The organism is Acinetobacter sp. ANC 4216 (genome assembly GCF_004331195.1).
Lineage (GTDB): Bacteria > Pseudomonadota > Gammaproteobacteria > Pseudomonadales > Moraxellaceae > Acinetobacter > Acinetobacter kookii.
The window spans coordinates 80,072-106,708 of record NZ_SJOC01000008.1; the positions used below are offsets into that span (position 1 = coordinate 80,072).

Below are 26,637 nucleotides of genomic sequence, written 5' to 3' on the forward strand. Positions count from 1 at the left end.
AGAAAAGCGTATCTCAAATATGTGTATGGAATAGGTTGAACAACAGGTCATTTACAGCATTTAAAATTTCTTGTCGGCAAGTATCCCATAAAGTATTGATCTAACTTTTATTTTACTTGATTTGTGGTCTTTTATTAAGCTTAATTTAAGATAAGATCGATGTGAAAAAGTGCAAATCCGAACATGAATAAATGGACTCAATCCACCGATAGCAGAACGTACAGCGCCATTTTGGGTTCTCTTTCATCATGCGCAATGATGCATTATTTTTAAGCCCATCTTTGTTAAACGCAGGAACTGAAACCTCCCTATTCTAAACAACTTTCCTCTTCACATTCTGTTCACGACTCTTTATCTAGAGTGAATACATGAATTTAAGACGGACAGTGATGATGAAACATGTTAAGAAAATAATGGCAGCAGCCTTGTCCTTACCGCTACTATCTTTGGCCGGATGTCAAAGTATTCCCAGTTATTCAGCCGATTATGCAAAATCCAGAAGCGCTGTTCAGGGCGTAGCCCTGGATGAGGAAAAAGCGCTGGATATTGGCACCCGGTTTACCTCAGCATTTAATACTTTGGGCACACCGGCCTTTGTGGAACGAGCCGGCTCGCTGTATGCAGACCAGCTGTTCATTAACGATACCCTGTCGCAGTTTTCATCCAAGCAAAATCTGGTCCAGCATTTTCAGGGCATGAACAAACGGGTCAGCAATGTCAGTGTCAAGCTGTTAAACACCTCTTATCATCAGGATTCTGCCTATGTGCACTGGCATATGGCCTATGATTTTAAAATGTTCGGCACAACCCGCAGCATGGATTCTTTTGGCATCAGTGAAATTAAGGTCAACGCGGACAACAAGATTATTTTCCAGCAGGATTTCTGGGACCCGGCCAATGGCCTGTACCGTTCCCTGCCTTATGTCGGAGGGGTCTATTCATGGCTACTGCCTTTCAAAAATTAGCGGTTAGCACGGCGTTACTGATGGGATGTAGCTTCAGTCCATGGGCGCAGGCCCAAAGCTTGAATCAATGTGGCAATGGCCCGCTGATGGTGGGTCAAAAACAGGTCGGTATGGCCAGTTATTTTGCCCAAAACTGTAGCCAGTCCTGGCAAGAGCAGACCATCCAGATGGACTTTGCCTATACCCAGAATATTCCGGAATGGGCATTCAAGCGTGCCGCCACGCATCTGCTCAAGCGTAACGTCAAGGATCCTAACATCCAAGCCATTTTCAAGCCGATCAGCGATTTGTATCGTCCGGTCAGATCGGGTGACCTGTACCGCTTGAAATATACACATGCCACGCAAACCTTGAGTTTATCCCTGAACCGGAAAAATTTAGGACAGCTGCAGCATCCGCTGGCCCAGCAATATTTTAATATATGGCTTGGTCCCCAGCCATTTAGTGCTAAATTAAAACAGCAATTATTAAATTAGTATCCGCGACTATGTCCAAACATTTTATCCTGATGGTTGAAGACCATTATGAACTAGCCTCTACCTTATGCGAGTTTCTGGAAGAACATGATTTTGTGGTGGATCATGCACGGAATCTGAATGCTGCGCGCCAGTTACTGAAACAGCAGCGTTATCACATCTTGCTGCTGGATATTAACCTGCCGGACGGTTCCGGTTATGAACTGTGTGAATGGCTGCGTCATGAAGAAGGTCTAGACCTGCCGGTGTTGATGCTGACCGCTCGGGATACCCTGGATGACAAGCTCAAAGGCTTCAATTCCGGCACGGATGATTACCTGGTCAAGCCCTTTGACTTTAACGAGCTGGTGGTGCGGGTCAGAGCCCTGATCAAGCGTTCGCTGGGTGAAGTTTCTAGTAGCCGTCTGCAAATTCACGATTTGGTTCTGGACCCGGCCAGACAGCAGTTGACCCGGGCTGGTCAGAGCATTGAGCTGCCTCCAATTCAGTTTAAACTGCTAAAATTGCTGATGCGCCATTCACCTAAAGTGCTGACCAAACAGGAAATCATGATGGAGCTTTGGGGCGATGAAGAGCCGGAAAGTGATGCTTTACGCAGTCATATCTATAATCTGCGTAAGATGGTCGACAAGCCTTTTGAGCAGAAGCTGATTCATACTATATCCGGTGTCGGTTTAAAGATTGCTTTAGAGCCTTAAACTGTTCAGGCGGAAACCTCGTTTAAATACACCACCACAATCAGTCCGGTGGTCATCGCCAGATCGACATCCTGATGGGTGCCGAGATAATACTGCCGGTCAAACAGCTCCACCCGCCAGCCCAACTGCTTGCACAGCTTCTGTACCAGTTGCAGGCCAATGCCATGTCCCTTGATTTCCAGTTGCAGCTGCTGCCCGGAAAGCTCCTGGACTTTGGCGTTATTTGGTAAAGGAATGCCGACCCCATTGTCAGCAATCAGCACTTTATTTTTTTGCAGAATCACATCAATTTCTGTGCCCTGTGAATAGTTCAGTGCATTGCGCAGAATATTGCCAAAAACCATTTTGGTCATCGACGGATAAAGTTTACGCGGCTGTTCATCGAGGTCTTTTTGCAGCTCAATCTGCATGCCTTTGTTATGACTGACACTGTCCAGATCCTGCACCAGATTGTCCAGACATTCTGAAAGCATGGTCGGTTCAGCGGTTAAGGTATTAGTAGTATTGCGGGCAATCGCCAGCAAAGTATCGACCAATAGCTGCATGTCCTCAATGGTATTATGCAGGCGGGTAAAGGACTTGTTGTCGCCATAGCGTGCCTGACACAGCTGCACATTGCCCTTTAAAATGGTCAGTGGCGTGCGCAGTTCATGGCTGACATCACCGGTAAATTCGCGTTCACGATGAATAAACTCACTAAGCACCTGATGGTATTTTTCCAGCGCCTGTTTCAGATATTCCGCTTCCAGATTGGAGTCGGTACGGATGTCCTGAAACGGCGAAGCCTGATTTTTTTGGTGTTCCCAGTCAATATGCTCCAGTGCATTGGCCAGGCGGGTAATGGGGGAAAAATAGCGCCGCGCACGGCGGTTCCACCACCACAGCACACTATACAGCACAAACAGGCTGACCATCAGCGGTGCTAGACCAAACAGCCAGACCAGCTTGTTGACGTTGCTTTCGCCAAACACCAGCAGCACATGCTGTCCGTCTTTTTCACCATAAACGGTCATGCGCTCCTTGCCATCGACAAAATGCCGGTTCACCCCTTGCTCAAGCTGCATGTGGCGAAATTGGACCGGCGGCACATCGTTCCAGCGGTAACCATACAGGTTTTTGGTGTCGGGCAGTTCAGCAGCTGGATTACGTTCCAGCCGCTGCCAGTAGTGTGACATTTCCTGTTCCAGCGCAGTTCTGAGCAAGGAACCCTTGATTACCCAGGCACTACAGGCAATCCCGATCACCACAGACAGGGCAATGAATCCGATTTGCAGCCAGTAGTAGCGGTTAAACACCTCACCCAAAGGATGATCGCGTTTGTCCCTAAACAGCCTTAACATTGGTCTATTCCCCGCTGGCCCATCCGATTCATAGTTCAATTATATGACTTTTTTCTTAAACAGAAAGTGGCCGATCACCCATTCACGTCCATGGTCATAACCAAACAGTTCGGCACAGGCCATAAAGAAAATTCGCCAGCGCTGCCACCAGATTGCCGCATCTGCACCATAGGTCTGTTCAAACAGGGGCTGTAGCTCGACCTGCTTTTGGTCCATATTCTCCAGCCAGGCATTTGCGGTGCGTTCATATTGGGTGCCGGCCCATTGCCAGTGCTGTTCCAGCCGCAAATGCTGCTGGAAATGCAGGAAGGTTGAGGCTGCAGGCATCAGACCGCCACTAAAGAAATATTTTGACATCCAGTCAAATTCATTTTTCACTTCAAACGGATAATGCAGGAAATGGTGACAGAAAATATGGCACCACAGCAAGCCATCTGCTTTCAGCCAGCTGCTGATATTTTCAAACAGTTTCTGGTAATTACGTACATGTTCAAACATTTCCACCGAAACCACACGGTCAAAAGCAGCAGCTTCCAGTTGCAGTACATTAACGTCGCAGGTCATCACCGTCAGGTTATCCAGTTTTTTCAGACGCGCCTGTTCCTGAATATACTGGCGCTGGGTCGAGGAATTCGACACCACGGTAATGCGAGCCTTGGGATAGTGCTCGGCCATGTACAGACTGAAAGAACCCCAGCCACAGCCTATTTCCAGAATATCCTGTCCATCCTGCAGCTGTGCACGCTGGCAATAGCTGGCCAGCGCGGCTTCTTCCGCCTGATCCAGCGTGGTATGCGCGTGTTCAAACAGGCTGGCGCTGTATTTCAGACGCTTGCCCAGCACCGCCTGGAAAAATGCGGTGGGCAGCTCATAATGCTGTTCATTAGCTTTATCGGTCTCGATGGCAATCTCGCTGTTTTTCAGCATATGCAGCACATCCATATAACGCTCGGCAGCCAGTGCCGGGTCGAAGCGTCCTTCCTGTGCCAGACGTTTTTTGCTTAAAGTACGAATGCCGGCCCGAATCACCGGATCGGGCAGTTTGCCACTCTCGACCAGTTTTAAAGATTGTTGAATCATAAAGTCCATGTATTTACCTACTCTTTGGGTGGCCACGGAATAAACATTGAAGTTCGTCGTTGATAGTCTTTATAGTTGTCGCCGCGATGTGTCAGCGCCTGTTGTTCACTAAAGGGAATACCGGTGATGTAGTACAGAAACAGCCACATCAACAGTGGATACAGCCATAATTCATAAACACCTGCCGCCAGACCGAGGATTGGATAGGCAAACCAGTGCAGCCATTCAAAGAAATAGTTTGGATGGCGTGAATATCTCCATAAGCCTTGGTCCAGGGTTTTGCCTTGGTTTTGTGGATTCAGTTTGAAACGGTAGAGTTGCTGGTCGGCCGTGCTTTCCCCCATCAGGGCCAGCAGCATGATCATGCCTGCCACAAATACCGTAGCCTGTGTCCAGTCATTCCACTGCTGGATTGGAATGCTCAGTAGCTCAAGCATCGGATAGGAAAACAGCACCACCAGACCGGCCTGAAACATAAAAAAGGCCAGAAAACCGAGATGCTGATAATCGCCCATGGCCCGGCGCATATTGGCATAACGGGTATCTTCTGCAGTTTCATTGGCATAACGGCGCAGTAGATGCCAGGTCAGGCGTAAAAACCAGATGCCGCTAAACACGCCCAGAAAAACCCGAACCAGCAGCGGTGCAGTTTCCATGACCCAGGCCGAGATAATGACGTTGAGTGCAATACCAAAGCTCCAGGCCACATCGACCAGTCCGGCACGCTGGTTATAGGTCACCAGCAGCCAGCTACAGAACATGATAAAGACATTCAGCACCAGTAAATTCAGCAGCATGTCAGCCCTCCTGTTTTATCTCGGCTTAATAAGCACTGGCTTCGAACAGCAGATGCACATCACTGATCACGCCTTCGCGGAAGCCACCTTCGCAATAACACAGATAAAAATCCCACATGCGGATAAAGCGCTCATCAAAGCCGAGTTGCAGCACCTGATCACGCTGCTCCAGAAAACGCTGACGCCAGCAGTTTAGGGTTTGGGCATAGCTCTGACCGATATCTTCCAGATGCTTGAGACGCAGTTTTTGTTCGGAAGCGGCTTGGGTCATGACACTAATACAGGGAATAAAACTGCCCGGGAAAATATAGCGCTTGATATAGTCCACGGTATTCAGGGCTTTGGCATAGCGTGCATCTTCAATGGTAATGGCCTGAATCAGGGCCAAACCGTTCGGTTTTAGCAATTCACGGCATTTACGGAAATAGGTCGGCAAATACTGCTCACCTACTGCCTCGATCATTTCAATCGACACCAGCTTGTCGTATTTGCCTTCCAGTAGACGGTAATCTTTCAGCTGGACAGTGACGCGATGTGATAGTCCGGCTGCAGCGACCCGGGCCACGGCTTCATCATACTGTGCCTTGGAAATGGTGATGGTGGTGACTTTACAACCATACTGCTGCGCGGCATAAATGGCAAAACCGCCCCAGCCACTGCCAATTTCGACTAAATGATCCATCGGTTTCAGCTTGAGTTTCTGGCAGATCAGCTCTTTTTTATAATCCGAAGCCTGTTCCAGACTCATACCCGGCTCTTTAAATACCGCACTGGAATACATCATGCTGCTATCCAGGAACAGCTTGAAAAAGTCATTGCTCAGGTCGTAATGCTCGGCAATATTTTTGCGGCTGCCATCAATCGAATTCTTGCGCGATTTGTACCAAGCCTTTAACAGCAACTGGCTGGCCTTGGCCACTGCATTCTGATTCATCCGGTCCAGTACATCGCGGTTACGTGCCAAAATGCGGATCACATCCACCAGATCTTCACTGCTCCAGTAACCGCGGATAAAACCTTCTGCCGCACCAAGCACACCATTACGGAACAACAGTTCCATCAGACGGGTATCATGCACCTGAATCACGGCCTGCAGATCACTGTTTTCGCCGACTGTCCCGTTCCAGACGCCTTTAAAAATCAGCTGACCATGCCGCAATTTCAGCAAATGACGCAATATCACTGGCAGTGTGCTTTGCTCTCCCATTAACAGTGTTTTCATCGCAATGTGTTTCCTTTTTCTTTTTTAGGATGTCGGTAAAACGGAATTTTCTTTTTCCATAAACGGAAGGCATGCAGATAAATTCCGCTGACCATCCTGAAGGGTTCAAGAACTTTCAACACAGCATAGCGATACTGCTGTGAAGGAACCGTGATGGCCTGCAGAGAAAATTTCAGGGTGGCATCAAATTGCAGCACGCCCTGCTGAAACAGCTGCATATGAATCACGTTCTGCTGATCAGAGAAGCTGAAGCGCCAGCGGTAATCCAGTACCATCGGCATGAACGGTGATACATGAAAGGCCTTTTTAAAATCAAACTGGTGACTCTGGTACGGCGCATATTCAGTTGCATTGTGCCGGCAGTCATGGATATAGACCTGACGTTCATTCCACGGTGTATTGGTAATTTCACTCAGTACAAAGAGCAATTGGTCGGTGGCATCAAAGACCAGATAAAACACCACAGAATTAAAGCGAAAGCCGAGTGTGCGTGGCAAGGCCAGAACCCGGATAGACGCGGCATGCGGTAATAGGTAGTTTTCCCGCTTGATCAGCAGGCGTGCGACCTTCTGCCGAATCGAACCACATTCCATGGTCAGAAAATCCCGCTCATCCAGGGTCAGGAAATTCCAGTGTCTGGAAGACCAGAGCCAGGATTTTTGGGTAAAGCTTGAGAGTTGATCCGGATCAAACCAGAGATAGGTCAGTTGGCTCTCAAAAGCATGGGCTTTGGGCAGGTAACGGCGATGCCGGATTTCGGCAGCGGCGATCGCCAGTGGATACATCTGCATCATGCGCTCCTAGCTGCCTGCTCGGTCTGCTGCAATAGCTGATCGACTACCCATGAAGCGCTACGTGCCCCATCCTCATGAAAGCCCCAGCCCCAGTAAGCGCCACAGTAGGAGGTGCGGTTCTGAGTATTGACCTCGGCCCAGCGTTGTTGTGCTTCAATCGCCGGGGCATCAAACACCGGATGACGGTAATGCCGTTCTACCCAGACTTTTTTAGGATCCAGGGCAAAATTAGGATTCAGGGTGGCAAAGACCTGGGTTTTGCATTGCAGGTTTTGCAGCTGGTTCATCCAGTAACTGAAACCATAGTGCATACCACTGTGCTGGAATGGGGTCTGTTCGGTGGCCTGACTCGGGGTCACATGCACATGCCAGCTGGCCCATTGGCGTCTGGATTTTGGCATGATGCGGGTATCAGAATGCACCACCATGCGGTTATCCTGATAGCGGAACTTGCTCAGTACGTCCAACTCCTGCGCGGACGGGTCTTTCAGTAACTTCAGGCTGTCATCAGCATGGCTGGCAAATACGACCCAGTCAAAACGTTCGCTGCCCTGTGTTGTTTCAACCAGCACATCATTGGCACTCCGCGAGACATGTAGAACGCCGGTCTTGCGGAAGATAATATTGGCCTGGGACTGAATCGCACGAACGTAGCGAGCCGATCCACCCTTGACTGTGAGCCATAACGGTCGGTCTTTCAGTTGTAACATGCGATGATGCTGGAAAAAGCTCACCACAAACTTATAGGGAATTTGTCCGGCTTGTTCCACCGGACAGGACCACAGCGCCCCGCACATCGGATAAAGATGTTCCTGACGGAAGGCTTGGGAATAGCCATGCTGATTCAGATACTCATCAATACTGAGCTGTGCATCGACTTGTTCCACATCCAGATCTTTATTGGCGGCATAGAAACGGAACAGATCCGACAACATCGCGCGAAAATCAGCATTCAGAAAATTTTGTGGGCGGAAAAGCAGGGAGAATTTTTTTGAAGGATTGTACTGTAAGCCGCTGACCTGATTATTCACCGAAAAGCCCATGTCACTGCTTTGTGATTGAATTCCAAGTTCTTTCAGCATGGCGCAGAACAGCGGATAGTTATGCTCATTAAACACAATAAAGCCGCTATCCACCGCGACCTGTTCACCGTCTATATTGAGCTGATGGGTATCGGTATGACCGCCGAAGTAGTTATTCTTTTCAAAGACCGTGACCTCATGCACTTTGCTGAGTTTCCAGGCAGCATACAGACCGGAAATACCTGAACCAATAATTGCAATTTTCATGGTGATTCCTTCGATTGAATTTTGTGAGTGCCTGTCGTAGCGGCTTTTTTCTGTTTTCTGGCCTGAGCAATTTTACTGACTTGATAGACCCTTGCCGGAATCGGCTTGATTCCCCAGACCAGTCCGAGCCAGGACATGAGTTTCAGCAGATAATAGGTGATATCAATCTGCCACCAGTAAAAGCCTTGCCGAGTACTGCCAGCATAGTAGTGATGGTTGTTATGCCAGCCTTCGCCCAAGGTAATAATGGACAGGAATAAGTTGTTGCGGCTTTGATCTTCAGTGTCAAAATCCCGGCTGCCGTAATGATGCGCCAGTGAATTGATACACAAGGTGGCATGGATCAGTAACACGGTGGAGACCACAAAGCCCCAGACCAACAATTGCAGGCCGGAAGTGCCGAGTTGCGGCCAGGTGATGGCCAGCCATTCCCCTAGCGCATAAATCCCGCCCGCGGTCAGCAGCACCACGATTAAGCTGAAACGGTCCAGCCAGATCAGTTCCGGATATTTCAGCCAGTCTTTAATGACTTCTTTACGCGTGGCAAAGTTATATTCGTTTAAGAACCAGCCGATGTGGCTGTACCAAAAACCATGCGTCGAGGAATGCGGGTCTTGCAAGGTATCGGTATAGCGATGGTGATAGCGGTGATGCGCCGCCCACCAGAGCGGACCACGCTGTGCGCTCATGGTACCCATCAGCACAAACAGAAACTGTACCGGACGCGAAGTCTGAAAAGTTTTATGTGACAGATAACGATGAAAAAAAGCGGTGATGGAAAACATACGGATCAGGTAGAACGCCAGCATAAAGCCCAGCGCAAACCGTGACACCCCCACCCAGAACACGGCGAGACAGGCCAGATGCAACAGAATAAATGGCAAAATCCGGAGCCACTGAATCTTGCTGTTTTCAGCCGTCAGTGTTTCGGGCGCTGTGGGTGTAGACCAGCTGTCTATCCATCGCATCAGACTGTTCAACATGGACTCATCCTATTTTCAAGCGATTGTCTTTATTCTATTTGATGAGTGTAATCAGTCAGATATGAATTTTATGTGAAGTAAATAAAAAAAGCCGAACTGTAGAGAGACTAGGCAGTTCGGCAAAAGGGTAACAGATTAATGCGGCAATTTGATCAATTTTGTCACGTCATAACCATAATGTTTTGCGGTTTCCAGATAGGACTGATAGGTGGCTTCATCGAGTTGCGGTTCACGCGATAAAATCCACAGATATTTATTACTCGGTCCACCCACCAGCGCCACTTTATATTCCGGATCCACTCGTAATACCCAGTAATGACCTTTGGTAAACGGAATCCATCTTAAGCCTTGCGGCAAAAAACTGACCTTCAGTTTGCTGTTGCCCGCATTTTGCGGATAGGCAACTCCTTCAGAGCTGATCATCTCACCGTTGCCAATCCGGCAACTATTCAAGACCCGCATGGTCTGATCGGCATTGAGGCGATATTGCGCCGTGATATCCGAGACGCATTTACGCTGAAAATACATCGGTAAATGCGCAATTTCATACCACTTGCCTGCATACTGCTGGATATCCACCTGATCGACTGCCTGAGGCGCAGCAGTTTCTGCTCGGGTCGTGGTACTTAAGCTGATGATGACCAGTACCGTCGCTGCAAAAACAGACTTGAATAGAATGTTCATTTTTTAGCCTTGTTTAATTACAACCTTAAGATAACCCAGCTAGATGTGAACAAAGTGTGAAGATCAAATGCTGCGATTCAGGGTCTATTGGTCAGGAAATGCCATCTGAATATTCAGGACCCAGTGCGTTAGCGCAGTTTATTTGAGAGCCCCAAACAGGATTGCTGTTTCAAAGCCACTCTTTGCTGTCATCTGCAACAGGCGTTCCATGCATCACATGCTGAATCATGGCATAGGCGATACTGCCCTTGAACGGAATTTCGGGTAACTGATCAAATTTGAAAAACTGCGCATCGCTGAGTTCATTTTCCTGAATCTGGATGTCCCCTGCATGATATTCCGCCTTGAAAGCCATCATCAGGTTGCTGGGAAACGGCCATGGCTGACTGGCCAGATATTGAATATTTTTGATCTGTAGCCCCACTTCTTCCATCGTCTCACGGCGTACCGCCTCCTCCAGGGTTTCGCCCACTTCGACAAATCCGGCAATCAGGCTGTACATCTGAGTTTTATTGCGTGCATTTTTTGCCAGCAGAATTTCATCTGTACCCCGGGTAATGATGGTAATCACACAGGGATTCACCCGGGGATACTGGTTATAGCCACAAGATGGACAGAGCATGGCATACTGGCTGGCGTGCTGCTGGGTGGCGTGACCGCATTTACTGCAAAAGCGGTGATTACGGCGCCATTCCAGTAACTGTACTGCACGGCTGGCCTGTTCAAACTGCGGTCTGCTCCAGACTTGCACCAGTTGCCGGATCGGGACCAGTTGATAACCTTCCGGCACCGGTTCGTCTTCTTTCAGATCACGTGCAATGATCTCGCCATTTTCCGAGAGGTCCAGATCATGCTGCAGTCTTGCGACCTGCGGTAACTGAAAATGCTCATCCACCAGTAATTGCTGCTGTCTGAAAATATAGGCTTTTGAATGCATGCTCATGACCATCCCCTGATTAAAAAAAATCCCATACAGAGGGATGTATGGGACAAAACTAAGGAAGCTTACATAGAGTAACTTCTCTTTAGATACTAGGCGCACGCTGCCTGAATTACAACCATAATAATTTGTATCTTTTTGATTAAAATCACATAATTTTCACAACAATTATGTATTCAGGAATAATGCGAAGCGAGTTTCACCAACTGGCTGTAGCATTATAGAGATGAACTCTCTGTTATTGCAGCAATCATGATTCCTGTGCAATGTCAGCAGATCATCTGGTCGGGCTGAATTGACTGAACATGCGGACTGATCTGTATTTTCACAAAAAATTGAACTGTCTGGCTTTAGACTAGGCTATCTTTGATCGGGTCTGGAAGGGCTATGCGTTTCGGTTTAATTCTGGGTGACCAGCTTCATCATCAGCTTGCTACGCTCAAAGCGCTGGATCGTACCCGGGATGTGATCCTGATGGCCGAAGTGGTTGAGGAAGCCACGTATGTCGCCCATCATCCGCAGAAAATTGCCCTGATTTTTAGCGCCATGCGTCATTTTGCCAAAGAGCTCAAGGCAGAAGGCTGGCGTGTACGTTACCATGCTTTTCAATCCGGCAGTCCGATTCGTAGCCTGCTGGATTTTGTGCAGGTACAGCAACAGCTGTTCCCCGTCACAGAACTGGTCATGACCCAATGCGGAGAATACCGCCTGCAGCAGCAGATTGAACAGCACTGGAGCCAGCAGCTGCAACTGCCGGTACAGTGCCTGAATGATGAGCGTTTTTTCTGCAGTCCGGAGCAGTTCCGGCACTGGGCCAGCCGTTACCAGACGCTGCGCATGGAATATTTTTATCGGGAAATGCGCAAGCAGACCGGCTACTTGATGCAAGGACAACAGCCGCTTGGACAACAGTGGAACTATGACAGTGCCAATCGCAAGGCCTGGTCAGGCAGTCCGCCATTGCCTCCAGCACTCCATTTTGAACGCGATCAGATTGATCTGGATGTACTGGAACTGGTTGAACGCGAGTTTTCCCGTCACCCCGGAAGCCTTAGCGATTTCCGCTGGGCCACCACACGCAGCAATGCCCTGCTTGCATTGGAGCATTTCATTGCCCACAGTTTGCCGCATTTTGGCGATTATCAGGATGCCATGGTTCAGGACGCAGACATGCTGTTTCACAGTCTGCTCTCGCCTTATCTGAACTGTGGACTGCTGCTGCCCCGAGAAGTCTGTAATGCGGCAGAAGCTGCCTACCATGCCGGTCATGCACCACTGAATGCAGTGGAAGGTTTTATCCGGCAGATTCTCGGCTGGCGCGAATATGTCCGCGGAATTTACTGGCTGTACATGCCGGAATATGCCAGCCGCAATGCACTACAGCACTCAGCACCGCTGCCACAATTTTACTGGACTGGCCGTACCCGGATGAACTGTATGGCGGAGTGTTTCGGTAATACCTTTCAGCATGCCTATGCACATCATATCCAGCGTTTGATGGTGACTGGCAATTTTGCCTTATTAACTGGTATAGACCCGCAGCAGATCAGCGAGTGGTATCTGGCAGTCTATGCCGATGCCTATGCATGGGTAGAACTGCCGAATACGCTGGGCATGGTGATGCATGCCGATGGCGGCTTGATGGCCAGCAAACCCTATGCCGCTTCGGGCAATTACATCCATAAGATGTCAGATTACTGCAAACACTGTAGCTACAATGTCAAAACCCGTACCGAGCCAGACAGCTGTCCGTTCAACAGCCTGTACTGGTATTTCATGATCCGGCACGAGGTGAAATTCCGTACCCATCCACGTATGGGTATGATCTATCGGCAGCTGGATAAACTTAAAGATCGGCAGCAGATCATTAGCCATGCCCAGCAGCTTCTTAGCCGGATTGATGAGTTATAAACGATGAAAAAACAGCATCTCCCTGAAAAAATATGTATCCACTGCTTACGCCCTTTTACCTGGCGCAAAAAATGGCAACGCTGCTGGGAGGAAGTACGATACTGTTCTGAACGATGTAAACGTGAGTCCAGACGGCGGCCAAAATCAAACGCTTAGAAACGCTTGTATTGCCGTGAACAATAGGCCCGGATCACATCGGGTGAACGCAGCTGCAGATGCTTGGTTTTTCGACCAGTCACGCGTTCACGCCACATTTTAAAGCTACTGGGTTTCATATTTTGCCGCATCAAGCGGATTACCGCCGCTTCATTCAAACCGAATTCACGTTGAATGGCTTCAAATGGGGTTCGATCTTCCCAAGCCATTTCAATAATCCGTGATAGGTCCGCTCCCACATATTCAATTACTCGACGCACCACAGGCCCCTGATTGTTTTCATTCTTTAAATAAAATTTAAGAGATAAGATTTAAATTTATCTCTCTGCGTGTCTTGGTCAGATGAAACTGGCCAAATTCATCCTAATCATAAAAAACTGGAGATGAATATTTTGTGATTTTTAGGGATTCTATTTTCTTTTAGTCCTGTATGGCTTTCGGGATCAACCTGTGCTCCAAGCACCTACTACCAAAGCCTATACCCCAGGTCGATGTTAATGACATCCCCTGTAGCAGACGGTATGCTGATGCTAAAAAACACCTTGGGGAAATTGTGCTCGAAATTATTGCTCAGCTCTGTGGCGGGATTGGTTTGTTCTTGATTGGCATGATTTTAATGACCGACAGCCTAAAAGATATGGCTGGTGAAACCTTAAGGGTATGGTTGACCAAATTTACCGGAACGCCGTTGAAATCACTCTGTTCCGGTATTGGCCTGACCCTGATTGTCCAGTCCTCTACAGCCACCACACTTGCGACGATCGGTTTTGTCGGAGCTGGAGTATTGAGTTTTACCCAGGCGATTGGAGTGATTATTGGCGCCAATATCGGAACAACCAGTACCGGCTGGATGGTGGCTTTGCTGGGGGTGAAGTTTTCTATCGCCACTTTTGCCTTACCCATGATTGCTGTAGGCGCGTTGCTCAAATTGTTAACGCATGGCCGTTTGGCATTATCCGGTTTTGTGCTTGCAGGTTTTGGCCTGATTTTCTTTGGGATTGAGCAATTACAGTTTGCGATGTCAGGTCTTGCTCAACAAGTTGATTTGTCCATTTTTCACTATGATTCATTTGGACAGAAGCTGTTTCTGGTCTGGATCGGACTGATCATGACGGTGTTGCTGCAGTCTTCCAGTGCCGCCATTACCGCGACTTTGGCTGCTTTAGCCAGTAGTGCGATTGACCTGCAGCAGGCCTTGTTCCTGGTGATCGGGCAAAATATCGGGACAGTTGCCACTGCAGTACTGGCCGTGATTGGCGGCTCAGTAAATGCCAAACGGACTGCAGCGGTGCATGTGATTTTTAACCTCATCAGTGCCGTATTTGCTTTCTTTTTGCTGATTCCCTTATTGAACTGGGCCTACCGTCATGTTCAATATATTGCGGCATGGGATGATGTCGTGATTGTGGCGGCATTCCATACCCTGTTTAGCCTGCTGGGCGCATGTATTTTTATGCCCTTGATCCATCCCTTTAATCAGCTCATATGCAAGTTTTTGCCTCAGAAAAAGTCCGGTGTGCTCGAAATTCTGGATGAATCCAATCTGGAGATGCCAAGCGTGGCCATCATTGCTGCAGAAAAAGTTGCCTATCAAATCCTGATGCAGATGTTTGAGATATTACGTCGTGCTTTTCAGGATGGGGTCAATTTGAGCCCAAAAGAATTACCGCAATTAGATGATGAAATCGAGCATCTTGAATTTTATTTAGAGAAAATTGTGGTGCCAGAGTATCAACAAGATAAACAGCGCTTGACCTCTTTATTACGCATGATGGTTTATATTCGGGTTCTGCGTAGTGATCTGGAAGGTGTTCCCTATGCACTGGCTATTCGCACCCAACCCCAGATTTATCAAGTGGCTTTAGATTTTTTAAATCTTCTCGAGCATTATGTTACCCGTCCGGATTTTTTAGAAAATGCTGAAAAGATTGAAAATTTCAAGCAGGAAGTCGCCAATCTTAAACAGTGGAGCGATGAGCATCGTGCTGCCTTACGTGAGGAAGTGATGCAATATGCCACATTGAACCGGTTGAGTGCAGCCAGAAGTTTAAAACTACTGGCTGCAAAACGCTGGCTCGACCGATTAATCGCCCATACCAAAAGATTATCCAAGGTGCTGGCCGAACGTTAACATCGAAAGCCGCCCTCTGCTTTTATATGTAGGTTTGAAAATCTTTATGCAACAAAGTTTCTCGCAATCAGAAATAATGTTTAAGGCCGCTCAACTGCTAATGCAACGCCCATTCCACCACCAATACATAAGGTCGCCAGTCCTTTTTTCTTTTCACTGCGTTGCATTTCATGTAACAGCGTGACTAGAATTCGGCAGCCTGAGGCTCCAATCGGATGGCCTAAGGCAATGGCACCGCCGTTGACATTGACCTTGTCCATATTCAGGCCCAGTTCTTTCGCAACCCCTAAAGCTTGTGCGGCAAAGGCTTCATTGGCTTCTATCAGATCAATCTCTTCCAAAGACCAGCTTGCTTTTTCCAGGGTCTTTCTCACAGCATTTACTGGACCAAGTCCCATCAATTCCGGTTCAATACCCGACATGCTATAAGCTTTAATTTTTGCGAGTGGCTGTAAACCGAGCTCTGCTGCTTTATCGGCACTCATCATCAATACGGCTGCTGCACCATCATTAATCCCCGATGCATTACCTGCAGTCACCGTCCCATCCTTTTTAAAGGCTGGGCGCAGCATGGCTAGGCTCTGTTCAGTAGTCTCGGCTTTGATATATTCATCACGGTCAAAAACGAACGGATCACCTTTACGTTGTGGCACTTGAACCGGCACAATTTCTGCGTCAAATTTCCCTTCCGCCTGTGCTTTGGCTGCACGCTGCTGAGATGATAGTGCCAAAGCATCCTGATCTTCACGGCTAATCGACAGTTTTTCCACAATATTCTCGGCGGTCATTCCCATGTGATACTGGTTATACACATCGGTCAGACCATCATAGACCATGCTGTCCACCAATTGCGCATTGCCCATCTTCTGTCCGTTACGCATCTGGATAATATGGGCACTTTGTGACATCGACTCCTGACCACCTGCCACGACAATATCGGCCTCACCAGTGGCAATGGCCTGTGCGGCCAGATGCACAGCGCGCAGTCCCGAACCACACACCACATTCAAGGTCGAAGCGGGTACTGAAACAGGAATACCCGCAGCAATTGCCGCCTGACGTGCCGGATTTTGTCCCACACCTGCAGTCAACACATTCCCCATAATGACCTGATCTACCTGTTCTGGCTGTATTCCGGCAGCGTCCAATACCGCAGCAATCACTACCTTTCCTAACTGTGGTGCACTGACGCTGGCCAGGCCACCCAAAAAACTTCCAATCGCAGTACGTTTTGCAGCAACAATTACAACTTCTTTCATTTTATTTTCCATTTTTACCTTAGGTCTTGCTGGATACTCCTGCCCCCATACGATTGGCCGGCAGTGAGAATGCTTAAATGCTAAAATAGACTGACCTGTACATAACTGCCTGGTGCAGCTTCCTTGACAGGATAGGTTGCACTGCCTAATGTACGCGCCGGAACCTGATCGCCGGTATAAGGTGCGATCCATTCCTGCCAGCGCAACCACCAGGATTCTGGATGGAACTGGGCATCTGCCAACCACTGTTTCGGATTTTCATAGGGACTATTATTGGTATAACAGCCATACTTGTTGCGGTTTGGCGGATTGACAATGCCTGCCACATGTCCAGATTCACCGAGGACCAACGTGCTTTCACCCCCCAGATAGGTAGATCCTTTAAAGCACGTATCCCATAGTGCAATATGATCTTCCTGTGTCGAGATAAAAAAGTTCGGTGTTTTCACTTTCGACAGATTCAAGCCCACACCATTCACCTTGATCTTATTCGGCTGAATCAGTTCATTATTCAAGTACAGATTGCGCACTAAGAAATTGTGCACATGTGCGGCAATGTTGGTGCCATCACTATTCCAGTACAAAATATCAAAGTCTGACGGATGTTTGCCCTTCAGGTAATTTTCAATGTAATAGTTCCAGTACAGGGTATTTTCACGTAACAGACTAAAGGTCACCGCCAACAGACGGCCATCAAAATAGCCCATCTGTTGGTTCAAAGTTTCAATCCCCTGAATGACTGGCTCATTAATAAAAGCACCCAAACTGCCTGGATTGTCAAAGTCCAACATGGTTGCCAGATAGGTCGCACTCTTGACGTGATTCTTCTGGCGTTTCGCCACATAATACGCCTGCGTCGCGGCAAGCACCGCTCCGCCGATACAGTAACCAATGGCATTGACTTCTTTTTCTCCGGTCATTTCCTCAATGACACGCATCGCCTCAACCGTACCGGACGTAATCAGGTCCTCAAAGCGCATGTCCTTTTGCTCAGCCCCCGGATTACGCCAGGACATTAAAAATACGCTGTGCCCTTGCTGACGTAACCAGTTCACAAAAGAATTCTGTTCACGTAAATCCAGAATATAGTATTTATTAATAAAGGGCGGGATAAGCAAAATAGGCGTCTGATATACAGTTTCAGTGGTCGCTTCGTACTGTAACAATTGAAAAACCGGATTTTCAAAGACTACAGCACCGGGAGTATAGGCCAGATCTTTTCCCAATCGGAAAGAGTCATTATTGACCATGCGTACGGACAGATATTTGCTACTGTTCATAATATCGTCATGGAAAATTTCCATGCCACGCACCAGGTTTTGCCCGTTTTCCTCTACAGTCTGGTGAATGACTTCCGGATTGGTCCACAAAAAATTGCCGGGTGAAAAGGCATTCACCATTTGCCGGGTAAAAAAGTGAATCCGCTGGCGGACTTTATCCGGAATGCCTTCCACCTCGTCGAGCATTTCTTGCACCAACTGACTGAAATGCAGATAAGACTGGGTCAAAAGATCATAATTCGGTTCTTGCCAAAGTGTATCTTTGAAACGGCGATCACCCGGTTCAGGTTTCACGAGCGGTTGGATATCCTTGTTCACACTGCGCAGCATGATATTCTGGTAAATCTGCATCTGACCGATCCACCATTTGCTCTGCATCTCGATCAAGCGTGCCGGATTTTTGGTTAATGCCTGAAAGAACAGGTTCATATCTTCACTGTTGACTTTGCTTAATGCATCATTGAGCGGATTATCGCCATAGTAAAATTCTTGCACTTTTTTCCAGATTTCTTCATGCACATCGAAAAAACGCTGGACGTTCTGATTAAACTGAAAAAGATTCTGCTGCATTGCACCACTCCGCATACTGGGTCATTCCTCACTTTCCTATCAGGAATGGAATCAAAAAACGGGGAAGTGATCTCCACTTCCCCGCTCGCTAGTCTTCAATCTTCATTAAAGTGTTAACCGTTATTTATTGTTCGGCATCGATTCGCTAACTAACTTGTCAAACTCGGCTTTAAATTCAGTGGCCAAGCTCGCCAGTTTTTGGCCATCATCAATCATTTGCTGGCTGAGTTTGCTCATGGTTTCCACTTGCTTCATGCCACAATTCATCATGCTTTGCATGTCTTTGACTTCACTGTTGGCAAACACTTGCGATAACGTAATATCGGCATAATGACGTGCAGCATTGAGTTGTAAATTGGTCAGATCTGCAAAGTTTTTTGCCACCAGACTGTTAAATTTTGCATAAGGTTCAAACATATTTTTGTACTGAGTGTTCATGTTTGCAAAGATATCACCGTATAGCATGTGGTATTACTCCATTGATTTATAGTGTTTAAAATTTAGTTATTGTTAAAATAAATGAAAAAAACTGGCTCAGTGAGCACAGGACTTATTGCATGTATAAACCGCCATTGATCGATAAGGTTTCACCCGTAATATAGGTGCCATACTCACCGACCAGATACATGACTGCCGCTGCAATTTCTTCAGGCTGGGCAAGACGCTGCAAAGGAATCTGGTCTTCAATACTTTTTACGACCTCTTCCCGCATGGCAGTCACCATCGGTGTTGCCGTATAGCCCGGGGCTACAACATTCACGCAAACATTGGAACGTGCACCTTCCTGAGCCAGAGCCTTGGTAAAACCGATCATGCCCGCTTTTGCGGCTGAATAATTCGCTTGACCAAACTGTCCTTTCAGACCATTGACCGAACTAATATTGACAATGCGTCCCTGCTTTTGCTCCAGCATTTGATTAAAGACTGGATGGGTCACGGTAAATAGTGTCTTTAAATTGGTATCGATTACCTGTGACCACTGTTCGAAGGACATTTTCTTAAATGTTGCATCGCGTGTGATGCCGGCATTATTCACCAACACATCTACGCGACCTTCAGCCTGTATCGCATCCTCGATTGCGCTCGTCGCATCAGCATGATGGGTCAGATCGGTTAAGACAAAACGGACATCTTCCTGTTGGAATCCCTCACTTTTTAACCACTGCTTTTCACGGTCTTCCTCTCGAGGCACAACCGTTGCAATCACTTTATAATTTGCCTTCACCAGCTGACGACAAATCTCACTACCAATACCACCGAGTGCCCCTGTCACAAATGCGACTTTTCTTTCGGACATATCTTTACCTTTAGCAAATCGAAAAAATGGTTGAGTGAATTCACAAAGATTCTTTGGAATCTGGACTTAAATTAACCCTTTCTATGTTAAGGCTCGATTACAGGCGATCGATTTTTTATGAGCAAATGTAAATGGCTCTAGGTTTGAGTCACTGCAAAAAAGAAAAATTAAATAAATAATGCAAAAAAAATCACTAAAAAATATAAATAACATACACTTAAATAATATATAAGGTATAATTTAACAAATTTGTAATGTAATGTCCGCAGAATGTTAAAGTTGAATAGAATTCAATTTTAGCCTTTTATTAATACAATAATTTTCTTATTTCATGTACTGAAAATCAGTTTGTCTCATTTAAGGGTTTTATGAATGTTTATTCAATTGATTTGAACCTTGTTATCTAATGATATAAGAGCCATAAATGACTGCTTTAAGTGTGCCTTCAAATTCTTCCATACATACATTAAAAACTTATATTAATCGGGACCTTTCCTTACTTGAATTTCATAAGCGAGTATTGGCACAGGCGAAAGATACTGAATATCCTTTACTTGAACGACTCAATTTTTTAATTATTTTTTCACGAAATCTAGATGAATTTTTTGAAATACGTGTCTCGAGTTTGATACAGCAATTTGAGCTGTCCAGCCATAATAAGACCCGTCCAGATAATTTATTCATCTCAGAAATACTGACGACGATTTCTAAGCTTGCACATGAGGCCGTTGAGGAACAGTATAAAATTCTGAACTATAATATCCTGCCACAACTGCAAGGCAATGGAGTTAATTTTATTCAGCATGGTGATATCCTTCAAAAACATAAAGCATGGATTAAAGATTATTTTCATCATGAAGTTCAACCTGTTGTAACCCCCATCAGTCTAGACCCCGCACACCCTTTTCCTCGTTTAGCCAATAAAAGCTTAAACTTTATTGTCACTTTGGAAGGCAACGATGCCTTTGGACGAAAAATTGATTTAGCGATTGTTCCTGCCCCTCGATCATTGCCAAGATTAGTTAAATTACCCACGCATGTTTCTGGTGAGGCTGAGCACTACATTTTACTTTCCGCGATCATTCAGCAACATATTCATGAATTATTTCCAGGAGTGACCACAACCGGGTGTTATCAATTCCGGGTAACGCGAAATGCTGACCTCACCGTATCAGAGGATGTGGAAGATTTAGCAATCGCTTTAAAAGGGGAACTTTCATCTCGACGTTTTGGTCGCGCTGTCAGACTCGAAGTGAATAAAGCGTGTCCAGAGATGATTACTGATTATTTACTCGAACAATTTGATCTTGATCAAGACCAGCTCTATCTGGTGAATGGCCCTGTTAACCTGGCCCGCTTTATATCGAACTTTAATTTGCCAGAGTTACGTTTCCCTCCCTATGTACAAAAATTGCCAAAAGCGTTGTATGGCAACAAATCCATATTTAAGGTATTAAAAACCGAAGATGTTTTATTACACCACCCTTTTCATTCTTTCGCTCCGGTCATTAAGTTGCTGAAAGAGGCAGCGCGTGATCCACATGTGTTGGCCATAAAACAAACCCTTTATCGCAGCGGTGTAGATTCTGAAATTGTGCAAGTCCTTGCTGAAGCAGCACGGAATGGCAAGGAAGTCACAGCAGTGATTGAATTACGTGCTCGCTTTGATGAAGAGTCAAATATCGAAGTTGCCAATCTGCTACAACTACAAGAAGCTGGGGCGGTTGTTGTATATGGGATTGTCGGCTATAAAACTCATGCCAAAATGATTCTGATTGTGCGTCGTGAAATAGACAAAATTAAACGTTATGTTCATTTAGGCACAGGGAACTATCATGCAACCAATGCCAAAATCTATACCGATTACGGCTTACTCACCAGTGATGCTTATATTTGTGAAGATGTCCATAAAATCTTTCAAGAATTAACCGGTATGGGAAAAACCATAAAACTGGAAAAACTGTTTCACGCGCCATTTACCCTGCATTCACAATTGCTTGAACTCATACAGCAGGAAATTAAAAACAGTAAGGCAGGAAAAAAGCGCAAATCATTATTAAGGTCAATGCATTAACTGAACCGCAACTGATTCATGAACTGTATAAAGCATCCCAAGCGGGTGTACAGATCGATTTAATCGTTCGCTCAATTTGTTGCTTACGACCACAAGTTGCAGGGCTTTCCGACAATATTCGTGTACGATCAATCGTCGGACGTTATCTAGAACATACCAGAGTGTATTATTTTTATAATGATAGTGACAGCAAACTGTATTGCGCCAGTGCGGATTGGATGGGACGTAATTTATTTTCTCGCATCGAAACCTGTTTCCCGATCGAGAATAAAAAAATTCGCAAACAAATTCTTGAAGATGGATTGAATAATTATCTCAAAGATAATCGGCGTGCATGGGAATTACAAGCCGATGGAACCTGGATCCAATGCCAGCCGAGTAATGGACAGGCAGTGTACATTGCCCAGCAACAATTAATGAATCAGATTTTTTAACGGAAATTTGCAAGTTATTGTATAAACGACAATCACTTGCAATGATTTAAATTCATTTTAACCAAATTGTAACAATCAAATCCTAAAGTAAAAATCAAGAGGGAATGAGTCAGTTACATGAACGATATCAGTGTTAAAAAAATCAACAAATTAATTGAACAGTTTGAACAGGCAGGCAATAAAACGCAAGCGCTTGAAATAGGCTATAAAACGTATGCTATGCTTATGTCTGATCAGAAATTTGCAGATAAAGTCACCAAATCGGCAGAAAATGCCGAAGAGCGACTTTATAAAAAAATAAAAATCAAACTTATTCCTGAAAAACATCATTTTAAAGTAAAGTAAAAAATGCAAAATATTTAATGAGACTTTAAATAATGTTGTGTAATTGCTCTTGATCAATTGCCCGATATAACCTGACAGATACAATAAAAATAGCACACTGTCAGGATCAGCTTTGAGCGAGCACATGCTTTAAATACCACAGGTGTGCTAACGATAAAATATTCTTCCCACTCAATCAGTTCATAACCATCAGCATATTATTTTCCATCCGGCAAGATTTGCATTTTGCTGATTTTTGCTGGAAAAGCAGGTCTAGGTATGCTCTCGGTCGATTTTATCCAGAGTCGTACCGTAAGCCTGATGTACTCCCTGCGCTCAAGTTGCAGCCGAAGTACGATTTTCTAACTGGCTGACGGCATCATCGACACTTTGTGCATCATAACTAGCGCGTGGGAATAATGGACTATTCACATACAATAAAGTTTGTGCCACTGAACGGCGTACGCGCGCCAATTTCAGCTCAATCCCCTCCTCTTGCAAATGTTCCGCCAGCAATAACAAGGCTTCAATACTGGTACTATCCAGGCTTGGACATTCTTCAAGATTTAAAATCACATACTGATAATTTTGCTCAGAAACCTTCTTTAGAATCGCATGACAGATTTTTTCTGCATTGGCAAAAAACAGTGGATGATCAGGTCGTGCAATTAAAATAGCATCCGGTGCTACGGCTTCAGGAAAACGGTTGATGTCAACAAAATCATGCCCGCCATTGAGACGTCCAAGCCAGGCAATGCGAGGGACAGCGTAGCTTTTCAATAACATTAAAACGCTCACCAGCACCGCAATCAGCAACCCATTGAGCACACCAAAAATAATCACTGCCCAAATTGCAACAATCGACAGCAAGCGATCTTTATGCCAGATAAAATACTGTTTAAATGGGGCAAAACGAATATGTCCACTGACTGCATATATCACAATACCCGCCAAAACAGGCTCAGGAATATTGGCGATATACTGGCGAAAAAACAGCAAAAAAATCACCACGGCCAGCGCTGCAACCCAGGCTGATTTTTTGCTCTTTGCCCCTGCAGACTCATTGGCTGAAGTTGCTGAATAGCCTGCGCCAACCGCCATTCCCTTAAACAGTCCTGAGCAGATATTGCTCACGCCCAATGCAATCAGGTCACGGTTTGGCTGGATTGCATCATGGTATTTTAGTGCCGAGGTACGAATGGAAGCATAAGATTCGGCATAAATAATCAGTGCAACGGCCATTGAAAGTTCTACCAGTTGCAACCAGCTATTCATACTCAACTGAGGCAAGTGAATACTCGGTAAAACCAGCTCAAAATGCCCAACAGAACGGACTTCCCATGCCTGGGTATAGCCCATCGCATTGAAACTGATACCTAAAATAATCAGCAATAAAGCCACTGGAATGGTTTTATAGCGCTGGGTGAAGTGTAAGGTGAAAAAGACACCGAGTCCCATGCTTAAGGCATGCCAGTTCCAGCTTGAATAGGCTTGCAACATTTCCCACAACTGGCGGAAAAAATCACTGTGTACGGGATGTACCTGTAATACTGAAGGAAGCTGTTTCACCACAATGCTGAGTGCCAGGCCAAAGGAAAAACCCTTCAGCACAGGCTTGGCAATAAAATGAGTCACATCTCCAAGCTTAAACAACCCCGCGATGACCAGTAAAATGCCCGACAGAAATACCAGTGCATAGGCCAGACCTGCCCGTTCCGGTGAAGAAAACATGACCATGGTTGCCAGACCTGAACTCATGACTGCGGCAGATGACGAGGTCGCAGAGACAATCGCAAAACGGCTATTCCCGATCAGACCATACAGCACTAAACCCAGCACCAGTGCCACCAGACCACTTTGCGGTGGCAACCCGACCATATTGGAATAGGCGACCGCTTCAGGCAGCAGTAATCCTGCAATAGATAAACCTGCAATCACATCAAAAATCGGGAGTTTTTTAGCAGCCGTCATACACTAGCCAAATCTTGTACAGTCAGTGAAAGCATCTGGCAAGGAATGAGGGCATCTTCATCCTGCAGATACAACGGGTAAAGTGGTGATCACCATCGGCGATAATTAATTGATGCCGTCCTAAATCACGTGCCACATGAAAAATATCTTTGGCTTTAAACGGAAGGATGGTTTCTGCTTGTAACCGGTTCAGCAGTTTTTCAACCGGTGAAGGAGGATGCAACAATAAACATAAATCAGAACTCGCGGCATGATAATCCTGCGCTTCTGGCTGATCCCCCCATACAGTTGAATGTTTAGGTTTTTTATGATTGCTATCCATGTTTTCAGGTTTTTTACGATGCCCATCAATCCTTTGACAGCATAACAAATCAGTTGAATAAAAGTCTGTAAAAAAGTGGTTTTAATTAAAGCATGGCTAGCTGATAAATCTGATCTTTTTCTTCTTGACCAAGATGAATGTAGTTGATTGTACAACTTTGACTTTGGCCGGTTGGAAGCAAAATGTTGGCTCATCTTGCTTCCTCCCAGTAAATTATGCTCTGTTGCACTTCATTTCAGAGTCTAAGATATTTAAGAGATATTAAAGACTGGATAAATCGGTTTCTGCTGCATTTTTTACCGTCACTGTGGAATGGTGAGTATTGAACTTGTCACGTTTCATAAAACATGTACAGAAGATTGCAAATATAGCCATGCCTACAATGTAGGCAATAATCAAATGAGGACTCCCCCCACCCACACTCAAAAGCTTGGTTGCAATCAGGGGAGCTAATCCTCCGCCAATGACTCCGGCAAACTGCACAGAAATTGAAATGCCGCTATAGCGAATTTCAGTCGGAAACTGTCGGGCAAACAACTGGGATTGCGGTGCATACATCAGCGGGAAAACCACACCAATCGCCAATACGATTGCCGTCCAGACCAATAGCGGATCTTTTGTGTCCAACATACTAAAAAATGGATAGCAATAAAGTGCAAGGACCAGCAGACCAAACATAAACATATTTCTTTGACCCACCTTATCTGAAAGATGTCCAAATAAAGGCGTCATAATCATAATCAAGCCACCTCCACAAATCGTGGCAAACAGAATGTCTTGACGGGGAATCCCCAGTTTTGTGGTGGTATAGGCCAGTGCGAAAGTGGATGCAATATAGAACCATGCATTCTCGGCGGCACGAGCAAAAATAATGGTTAAAAGCTCTCGAGGATGGTTTTTGAAAACTTGTAAAGCCGGTACTTTAATCTCTTGCGCCTGGTCTTTCACTTTTTCAAAATCGGGGGATTCTGGCACTTTGACCCGTATGTACCAGCCAACGCCCAGTAAGACAATACTGGCAAGGAATGGAATTCGCCACCCCCAACTGAATAGACTGGCTTCTGGCAGCATGGACACCAACCCCAGAGCAATTGATGCGAGCATCAGGCCGCCACCCGCACTGGCCTGAGGTAAGCTGCCCCAAAACCCTTTGCCTCCTTCAGGTGCATGCTCAACTGCCATTAAAACGGCACCGCCCCATTCTCCTCCCATGGCCATGCCCTGAATAAAACGCAGAATGACCAGACACACGGTCGCCCAATAGCCGATACTTTCATAGGTCGGCAATAAACCAATAAGCACGGTGGGAATACCCATCATAATCAGGGTAGTCAACAACATGGCTTTACGGCCAATTTTGTCTCCAAAATGACCAAACACAATGCCTCCCAGAGGCCGACCAATAAAGCCAACGGCATAAGTGGCAAATGCAGCCATTACACCCATCAATGGATCTAGATGAGGAAAAAAGAGTTTATTGAAAATTAATGCGGCCGCGGCACCGTAAATAAAAAAATCGTACCATTCAATGGTGGTACCTACCATACTGGATATACCGGCCAAACGGTGTGAAGGCTTTTTAGCTTGAACATGTAATTCTTGTACAGGTTTCATATCTATCCCTCTTATATTTTTTTGAG

At 46.1% G+C, this 26,637-nt stretch carries 24 protein-coding genes and 1 pseudogene; 8 read left to right on the top strand and 17 right to left on the bottom strand.

All coding sequences use genetic code 11. The annotated features are described in order from the left end of the window. Positions 1 to 392: 392 nt before the first annotated feature. From E0H88_RS08045 to E0H88_RS08055, 3 genes are read left to right on the top strand one after another with little or no spacing between them, the layout of a single operon-like run. The gene (locus E0H88_RS08045; RefSeq protein ID WP_171458678.1) at positions 393 to 965 is read left to right on the top strand and encodes a nuclear transport factor 2-like protein; all 573 of its coding nucleotides are present in this window, start codon (positions 393 to 395) and stop codon (positions 963 to 965) included. After that, positions 941 to 1,441, top strand: coding sequence for a chalcone isomerase family protein (locus E0H88_RS08050; protein ID WP_092819531.1), 501 nt, complete (start codon positions 941 to 943; stop codon positions 1,439 to 1,441). The genes E0H88_RS08045 and E0H88_RS08050 overlap by 25 nt, the downstream gene beginning before the upstream one ends. Before the next feature lie 11 nt (positions 1,442 to 1,452). Continuing rightward, a complete protein-coding gene (locus E0H88_RS08055; protein ID WP_131273775.1) occupies positions 1,453 to 2,139 on the top strand; it encodes a response regulator transcription factor in 687 nt (228 codons plus the stop codon). 5 nt (positions 2,140 to 2,144) lie between these two features. Here E0H88_RS08055 and E0H88_RS08060 read toward each other — a convergent pair whose 3' ends face one another. From E0H88_RS08060 to nudC, 9 genes are all read right to left on the bottom strand, one after another. Then, positions 2,145 to 3,479 (bottom strand): sensor histidine kinase, encoded by a 1,335-nt coding sequence (locus E0H88_RS08060; protein ID WP_131273776.1) that lies wholly within the window; start codon positions 3,477 to 3,479, stop codon positions 2,145 to 2,147. Between the two features lie 39 nt (positions 3,480 to 3,518). Further along, complete coding sequence (locus E0H88_RS08065) at positions 3,519 to 4,568, bottom strand: SAM-dependent methyltransferase (protein ID WP_131273777.1); 1,050 nt, start codon at positions 4,566 to 4,568, stop codon at positions 3,519 to 3,521. Between the two features lie 8 nt (positions 4,569 to 4,576). Beyond that, positions 4,577 to 5,356 (bottom strand): DUF1295 domain-containing protein, encoded by a 780-nt coding sequence (locus E0H88_RS08070; protein WP_131273778.1) that lies wholly within the window; start codon positions 5,354 to 5,356, stop codon positions 4,577 to 4,579. A gap of 25 nt (positions 5,357 to 5,381) precedes the next feature. After that, positions 5,382 to 6,578: an SAM-dependent methyltransferase gene (locus tag E0H88_RS08075; protein ID WP_086197547.1), complete on the bottom strand. Its 1,197-nt coding sequence runs from the start codon at positions 6,576 to 6,578 to the stop codon at positions 5,382 to 5,384. After that, positions 6,575 to 7,369, bottom strand: a complete 795-nt coding sequence (locus tag E0H88_RS08080) for a DUF1365 domain-containing protein (RefSeq protein ID WP_111885228.1) — start codon at positions 7,367 to 7,369, stop codon at positions 6,575 to 6,577. The genes E0H88_RS08075 and E0H88_RS08080 overlap by 4 nt, the downstream gene beginning before the upstream one ends. Continuing rightward, positions 7,369 to 8,661 (bottom strand): NAD(P)/FAD-dependent oxidoreductase, encoded by a 1,293-nt coding sequence (locus tag E0H88_RS08085; protein WP_111885229.1) that lies wholly within the window; start codon positions 8,659 to 8,661, stop codon positions 7,369 to 7,371. Before E0H88_RS08085 ends, E0H88_RS08080 begins: the two co-directional genes overlap by 1 nt. Continuing rightward, on the bottom strand, positions 8,658 to 9,644 hold the full coding sequence (locus E0H88_RS08090; protein ID WP_131273779.1) for an acyl-CoA desaturase: 987 nt from the start codon (positions 9,642 to 9,644) through the stop codon (positions 8,658 to 8,660). The genes E0H88_RS08085 and E0H88_RS08090 overlap by 4 nt, the downstream gene beginning before the upstream one ends. 135 nt (positions 9,645 to 9,779) lie before the next feature. Continuing rightward, the gene (locus E0H88_RS08095) at positions 9,780 to 10,328 is read right to left on the bottom strand and encodes a lipocalin family protein (RefSeq protein WP_131273780.1); all 549 of its coding nucleotides are present in this window, start codon (positions 10,326 to 10,328) and stop codon (positions 9,780 to 9,782) included. Between the two features lie 169 nt (positions 10,329 to 10,497). Continuing rightward, a complete protein-coding gene (gene nudC / locus E0H88_RS08100) occupies positions 10,498 to 11,271 on the bottom strand; it encodes an NAD(+) diphosphatase (RefSeq protein WP_171458676.1) in 774 nt (257 codons plus the stop codon). Between the two features lie 384 nt (positions 11,272 to 11,655). On the opposite strand from nudC, the gene E0H88_RS08105 reads away from it, so the two are divergent. Together E0H88_RS08105 and E0H88_RS08110 are read left to right on the top strand one after the other, a co-directional pair. Next, positions 11,656 to 13,179, top strand: a complete 1,524-nt coding sequence (locus tag E0H88_RS08105) for a cryptochrome/photolyase family protein (protein ID WP_131273781.1) — start codon at positions 11,656 to 11,658, stop codon at positions 13,177 to 13,179. A 3-nt stretch (positions 13,180 to 13,182) separates the two neighbouring features. Further along, positions 13,183 to 13,335: a DUF2256 domain-containing protein gene (locus tag E0H88_RS08110; protein ID WP_131273782.1), complete on the top strand. Its 153-nt coding sequence runs from the start codon at positions 13,183 to 13,185 to the stop codon at positions 13,333 to 13,335. Here the strand turns inward: E0H88_RS08110 and E0H88_RS08115 are convergent. After that, the gene (locus tag E0H88_RS08115) at positions 13,332 to 13,583 is read right to left on the bottom strand and encodes a TIGR03643 family protein (RefSeq protein ID WP_409976742.1); all 252 of its coding nucleotides are present in this window, start codon (positions 13,581 to 13,583) and stop codon (positions 13,332 to 13,334) included. The genes E0H88_RS08110 and E0H88_RS08115 overlap by 4 nt on opposite strands. 305 nt (positions 13,584 to 13,888) lie before the next feature. Here E0H88_RS08115 and E0H88_RS08120 point away from each other — a divergent pair, with 305 nt between their 5' ends. Beyond that, entirely contained in the window at positions 13,889 to 15,466 is a 1,578-nt protein-coding gene (locus E0H88_RS08120; RefSeq protein WP_131273783.1) for a Na/Pi cotransporter family protein, read from the top strand. Positions 15,467 to 15,546: 80 nt separating this feature from the next. Here the strand turns inward: E0H88_RS08120 and E0H88_RS08125 are convergent, their stop codons facing one another. The 4 genes from E0H88_RS08125 to E0H88_RS08140 all read right to left on the bottom strand — a co-directional run bounded on the left by E0H88_RS08125 (position 15,547) and on the right by E0H88_RS08140 (position 19,872). Beyond that, complete coding sequence (locus E0H88_RS08125) at positions 15,547 to 16,725, bottom strand: acetyl-CoA C-acetyltransferase (RefSeq protein ID WP_131273784.1); 1,179 nt, start codon at positions 16,723 to 16,725, stop codon at positions 15,547 to 15,549. Between the two features lie 80 nt (positions 16,726 to 16,805). Further along, the gene (gene phaC, locus E0H88_RS08130; RefSeq protein ID WP_131273785.1) at positions 16,806 to 18,575 is read right to left on the bottom strand and encodes a class I poly(R)-hydroxyalkanoic acid synthase; all 1,770 of its coding nucleotides are present in this window, start codon (positions 18,573 to 18,575) and stop codon (positions 16,806 to 16,808) included. Between the two features lie 120 nt (positions 18,576 to 18,695). Beyond that, the gene (locus E0H88_RS08135; protein ID WP_131273786.1) at positions 18,696 to 19,040 is read right to left on the bottom strand and encodes a phasin family protein; all 345 of its coding nucleotides are present in this window, start codon (positions 19,038 to 19,040) and stop codon (positions 18,696 to 18,698) included. 85 nt (positions 19,041 to 19,125) lie between these two features. Further along, complete coding sequence (locus E0H88_RS08140) at positions 19,126 to 19,872, bottom strand: beta-ketoacyl-ACP reductase (protein WP_092819548.1); 747 nt, start codon at positions 19,870 to 19,872, stop codon at positions 19,126 to 19,128. A 424-nt stretch (positions 19,873 to 20,296) separates the two neighbouring features. Between E0H88_RS08140 and ppk1 the strand changes: the two are divergent. After that, positions 20,297 to 22,380 (top strand): annotated as a pseudogene (gene ppk1, locus E0H88_RS08145) (polyphosphate kinase 1). A gap of 117 nt (positions 22,381 to 22,497) precedes the next feature. Beyond that, positions 22,498 to 22,725 (top strand): hypothetical protein, encoded by a 228-nt coding sequence (locus E0H88_RS08150; RefSeq protein WP_092819550.1) that lies wholly within the window; start codon positions 22,498 to 22,500, stop codon positions 22,723 to 22,725. Positions 22,726 to 23,040: 315 nt separating this feature from the next. Here the strand turns inward: E0H88_RS08150 and E0H88_RS08155 are convergent, their stop codons facing one another. The 3 genes from E0H88_RS08155 to E0H88_RS08165 form a co-directional block, all read right to left on the bottom strand. Continuing rightward, entirely contained in the window at positions 23,041 to 24,675 is a 1,635-nt protein-coding gene (locus E0H88_RS08155) for a SulP family inorganic anion transporter (protein ID WP_131273787.1), read from the bottom strand. 22 nt (positions 24,676 to 24,697) lie between these two features. Then, positions 24,698 to 24,997: a hypothetical protein gene (locus tag E0H88_RS08160; protein ID WP_252152003.1), complete on the bottom strand. Its 300-nt coding sequence runs from the start codon at positions 24,995 to 24,997 to the stop codon at positions 24,698 to 24,700. A 261-nt stretch (positions 24,998 to 25,258) separates the two neighbouring features. After that, positions 25,259 to 26,611 (bottom strand): MFS transporter, encoded by a 1,353-nt coding sequence (locus E0H88_RS08165; RefSeq protein ID WP_131273788.1) that lies wholly within the window; start codon positions 26,609 to 26,611, stop codon positions 25,259 to 25,261. Positions 26,612 to 26,637 lie beyond the last annotated feature (26 nt).

Coding starts and splice junctions, on each gene's coding strand:
- E0H88_RS08080 (WP_111885228.1), bottom strand. CDS start 7,369: ATGCAGATGTATCCACTGGCGATCGCCGCTGCCGAAATCCGGCATCGC.
- E0H88_RS08060 (WP_131273776.1), bottom strand. CDS start 3,479: ATGTTAAGGCTGTTTAGGGACAAACGCGATCATCCTTTGGGTGAGGTG.
- E0H88_RS08105 (WP_131273781.1), top strand. CDS start 11,656: ATGCGTTTCGGTTTAATTCTGGGTGACCAGCTTCATCATCAGCTTGCT.
- E0H88_RS08085 (WP_111885229.1), bottom strand. CDS start 8,661: ATGAAAATTGCAATTATTGGTTCAGGTATTTCCGGTCTGTATGCTGCC.
- E0H88_RS08095 (WP_131273780.1), bottom strand. CDS start 10,328: ATGAACATTCTATTCAAGTCTGTTTTTGCAGCGACGGTACTGGTCATC.
- E0H88_RS08045 (WP_171458678.1), top strand. CDS start 393: ATGAAACATGTTAAGAAAATAATGGCAGCAGCCTTGTCCTTACCGCTA.
- E0H88_RS08165 (WP_131273788.1), bottom strand. CDS start 26,611: ATGAAACCTGTACAAGAATTACATGTTCAAGCTAAAAAGCCTTCACAC.
- E0H88_RS08110 (WP_131273782.1), top strand. CDS start 13,183: ATGAAAAAACAGCATCTCCCTGAAAAAATATGTATCCACTGCTTACGC.
- phaC (WP_131273785.1), bottom strand. CDS start 18,575: ATGCAGCAGAATCTTTTTCAGTTTAATCAGAACGTCCAGCGTTTTTTC.
- E0H88_RS08055 (WP_131273775.1), top strand. CDS start 1,453: ATGTCCAAACATTTTATCCTGATGGTTGAAGACCATTATGAACTAGCC.
- E0H88_RS08075 (WP_086197547.1), bottom strand. CDS start 6,578: ATGAAAACACTGTTAATGGGAGAGCAAAGCACACTGCCAGTGATATTG.
- E0H88_RS08155 (WP_131273787.1), bottom strand. CDS start 24,675: ATGACGGCTGCTAAAAAACTCCCGATTTTTGATGTGATTGCAGGTTTA.
- nudC (WP_171458676.1), bottom strand. CDS start 11,271: ATGAGCATGCATTCAAAAGCCTATATTTTCAGACAGCAGCAATTACTG.
- E0H88_RS08160 (WP_252152003.1), bottom strand. CDS start 24,997: ATGGATAGCAATCATAAAAAACCTAAACATTCAACTGTATGGGGGGAT.
- E0H88_RS08140 (WP_092819548.1), bottom strand. CDS start 19,872: ATGTCCGAAAGAAAAGTCGCATTTGTGACAGGGGCACTCGGTGGTATT.
- E0H88_RS08050 (WP_092819531.1), top strand. CDS start 941: ATGGCTACTGCCTTTCAAAAATTAGCGGTTAGCACGGCGTTACTGATG.
- E0H88_RS08070 (WP_131273778.1), bottom strand. CDS start 5,356: ATGCTGCTGAATTTACTGGTGCTGAATGTCTTTATCATGTTCTGTAGC.
- E0H88_RS08150 (WP_092819550.1), top strand. CDS start 22,498: ATGAACGATATCAGTGTTAAAAAAATCAACAAATTAATTGAACAGTTT.
- E0H88_RS08135 (WP_131273786.1), bottom strand. CDS start 19,040: ATGCTATACGGTGATATCTTTGCAAACATGAACACTCAGTACAAAAAT.
- E0H88_RS08125 (WP_131273784.1), bottom strand. CDS start 16,725: ATGAAAGAAGTTGTAATTGTTGCTGCAAAACGTACTGCGATTGGAAGT.
- E0H88_RS08065 (WP_131273777.1), bottom strand. CDS start 4,568: ATGGACTTTATGATTCAACAATCTTTAAAACTGGTCGAGAGTGGCAAA.
- E0H88_RS08090 (WP_131273779.1), bottom strand. CDS start 9,644: ATGTTGAACAGTCTGATGCGATGGATAGACAGCTGGTCTACACCCACA.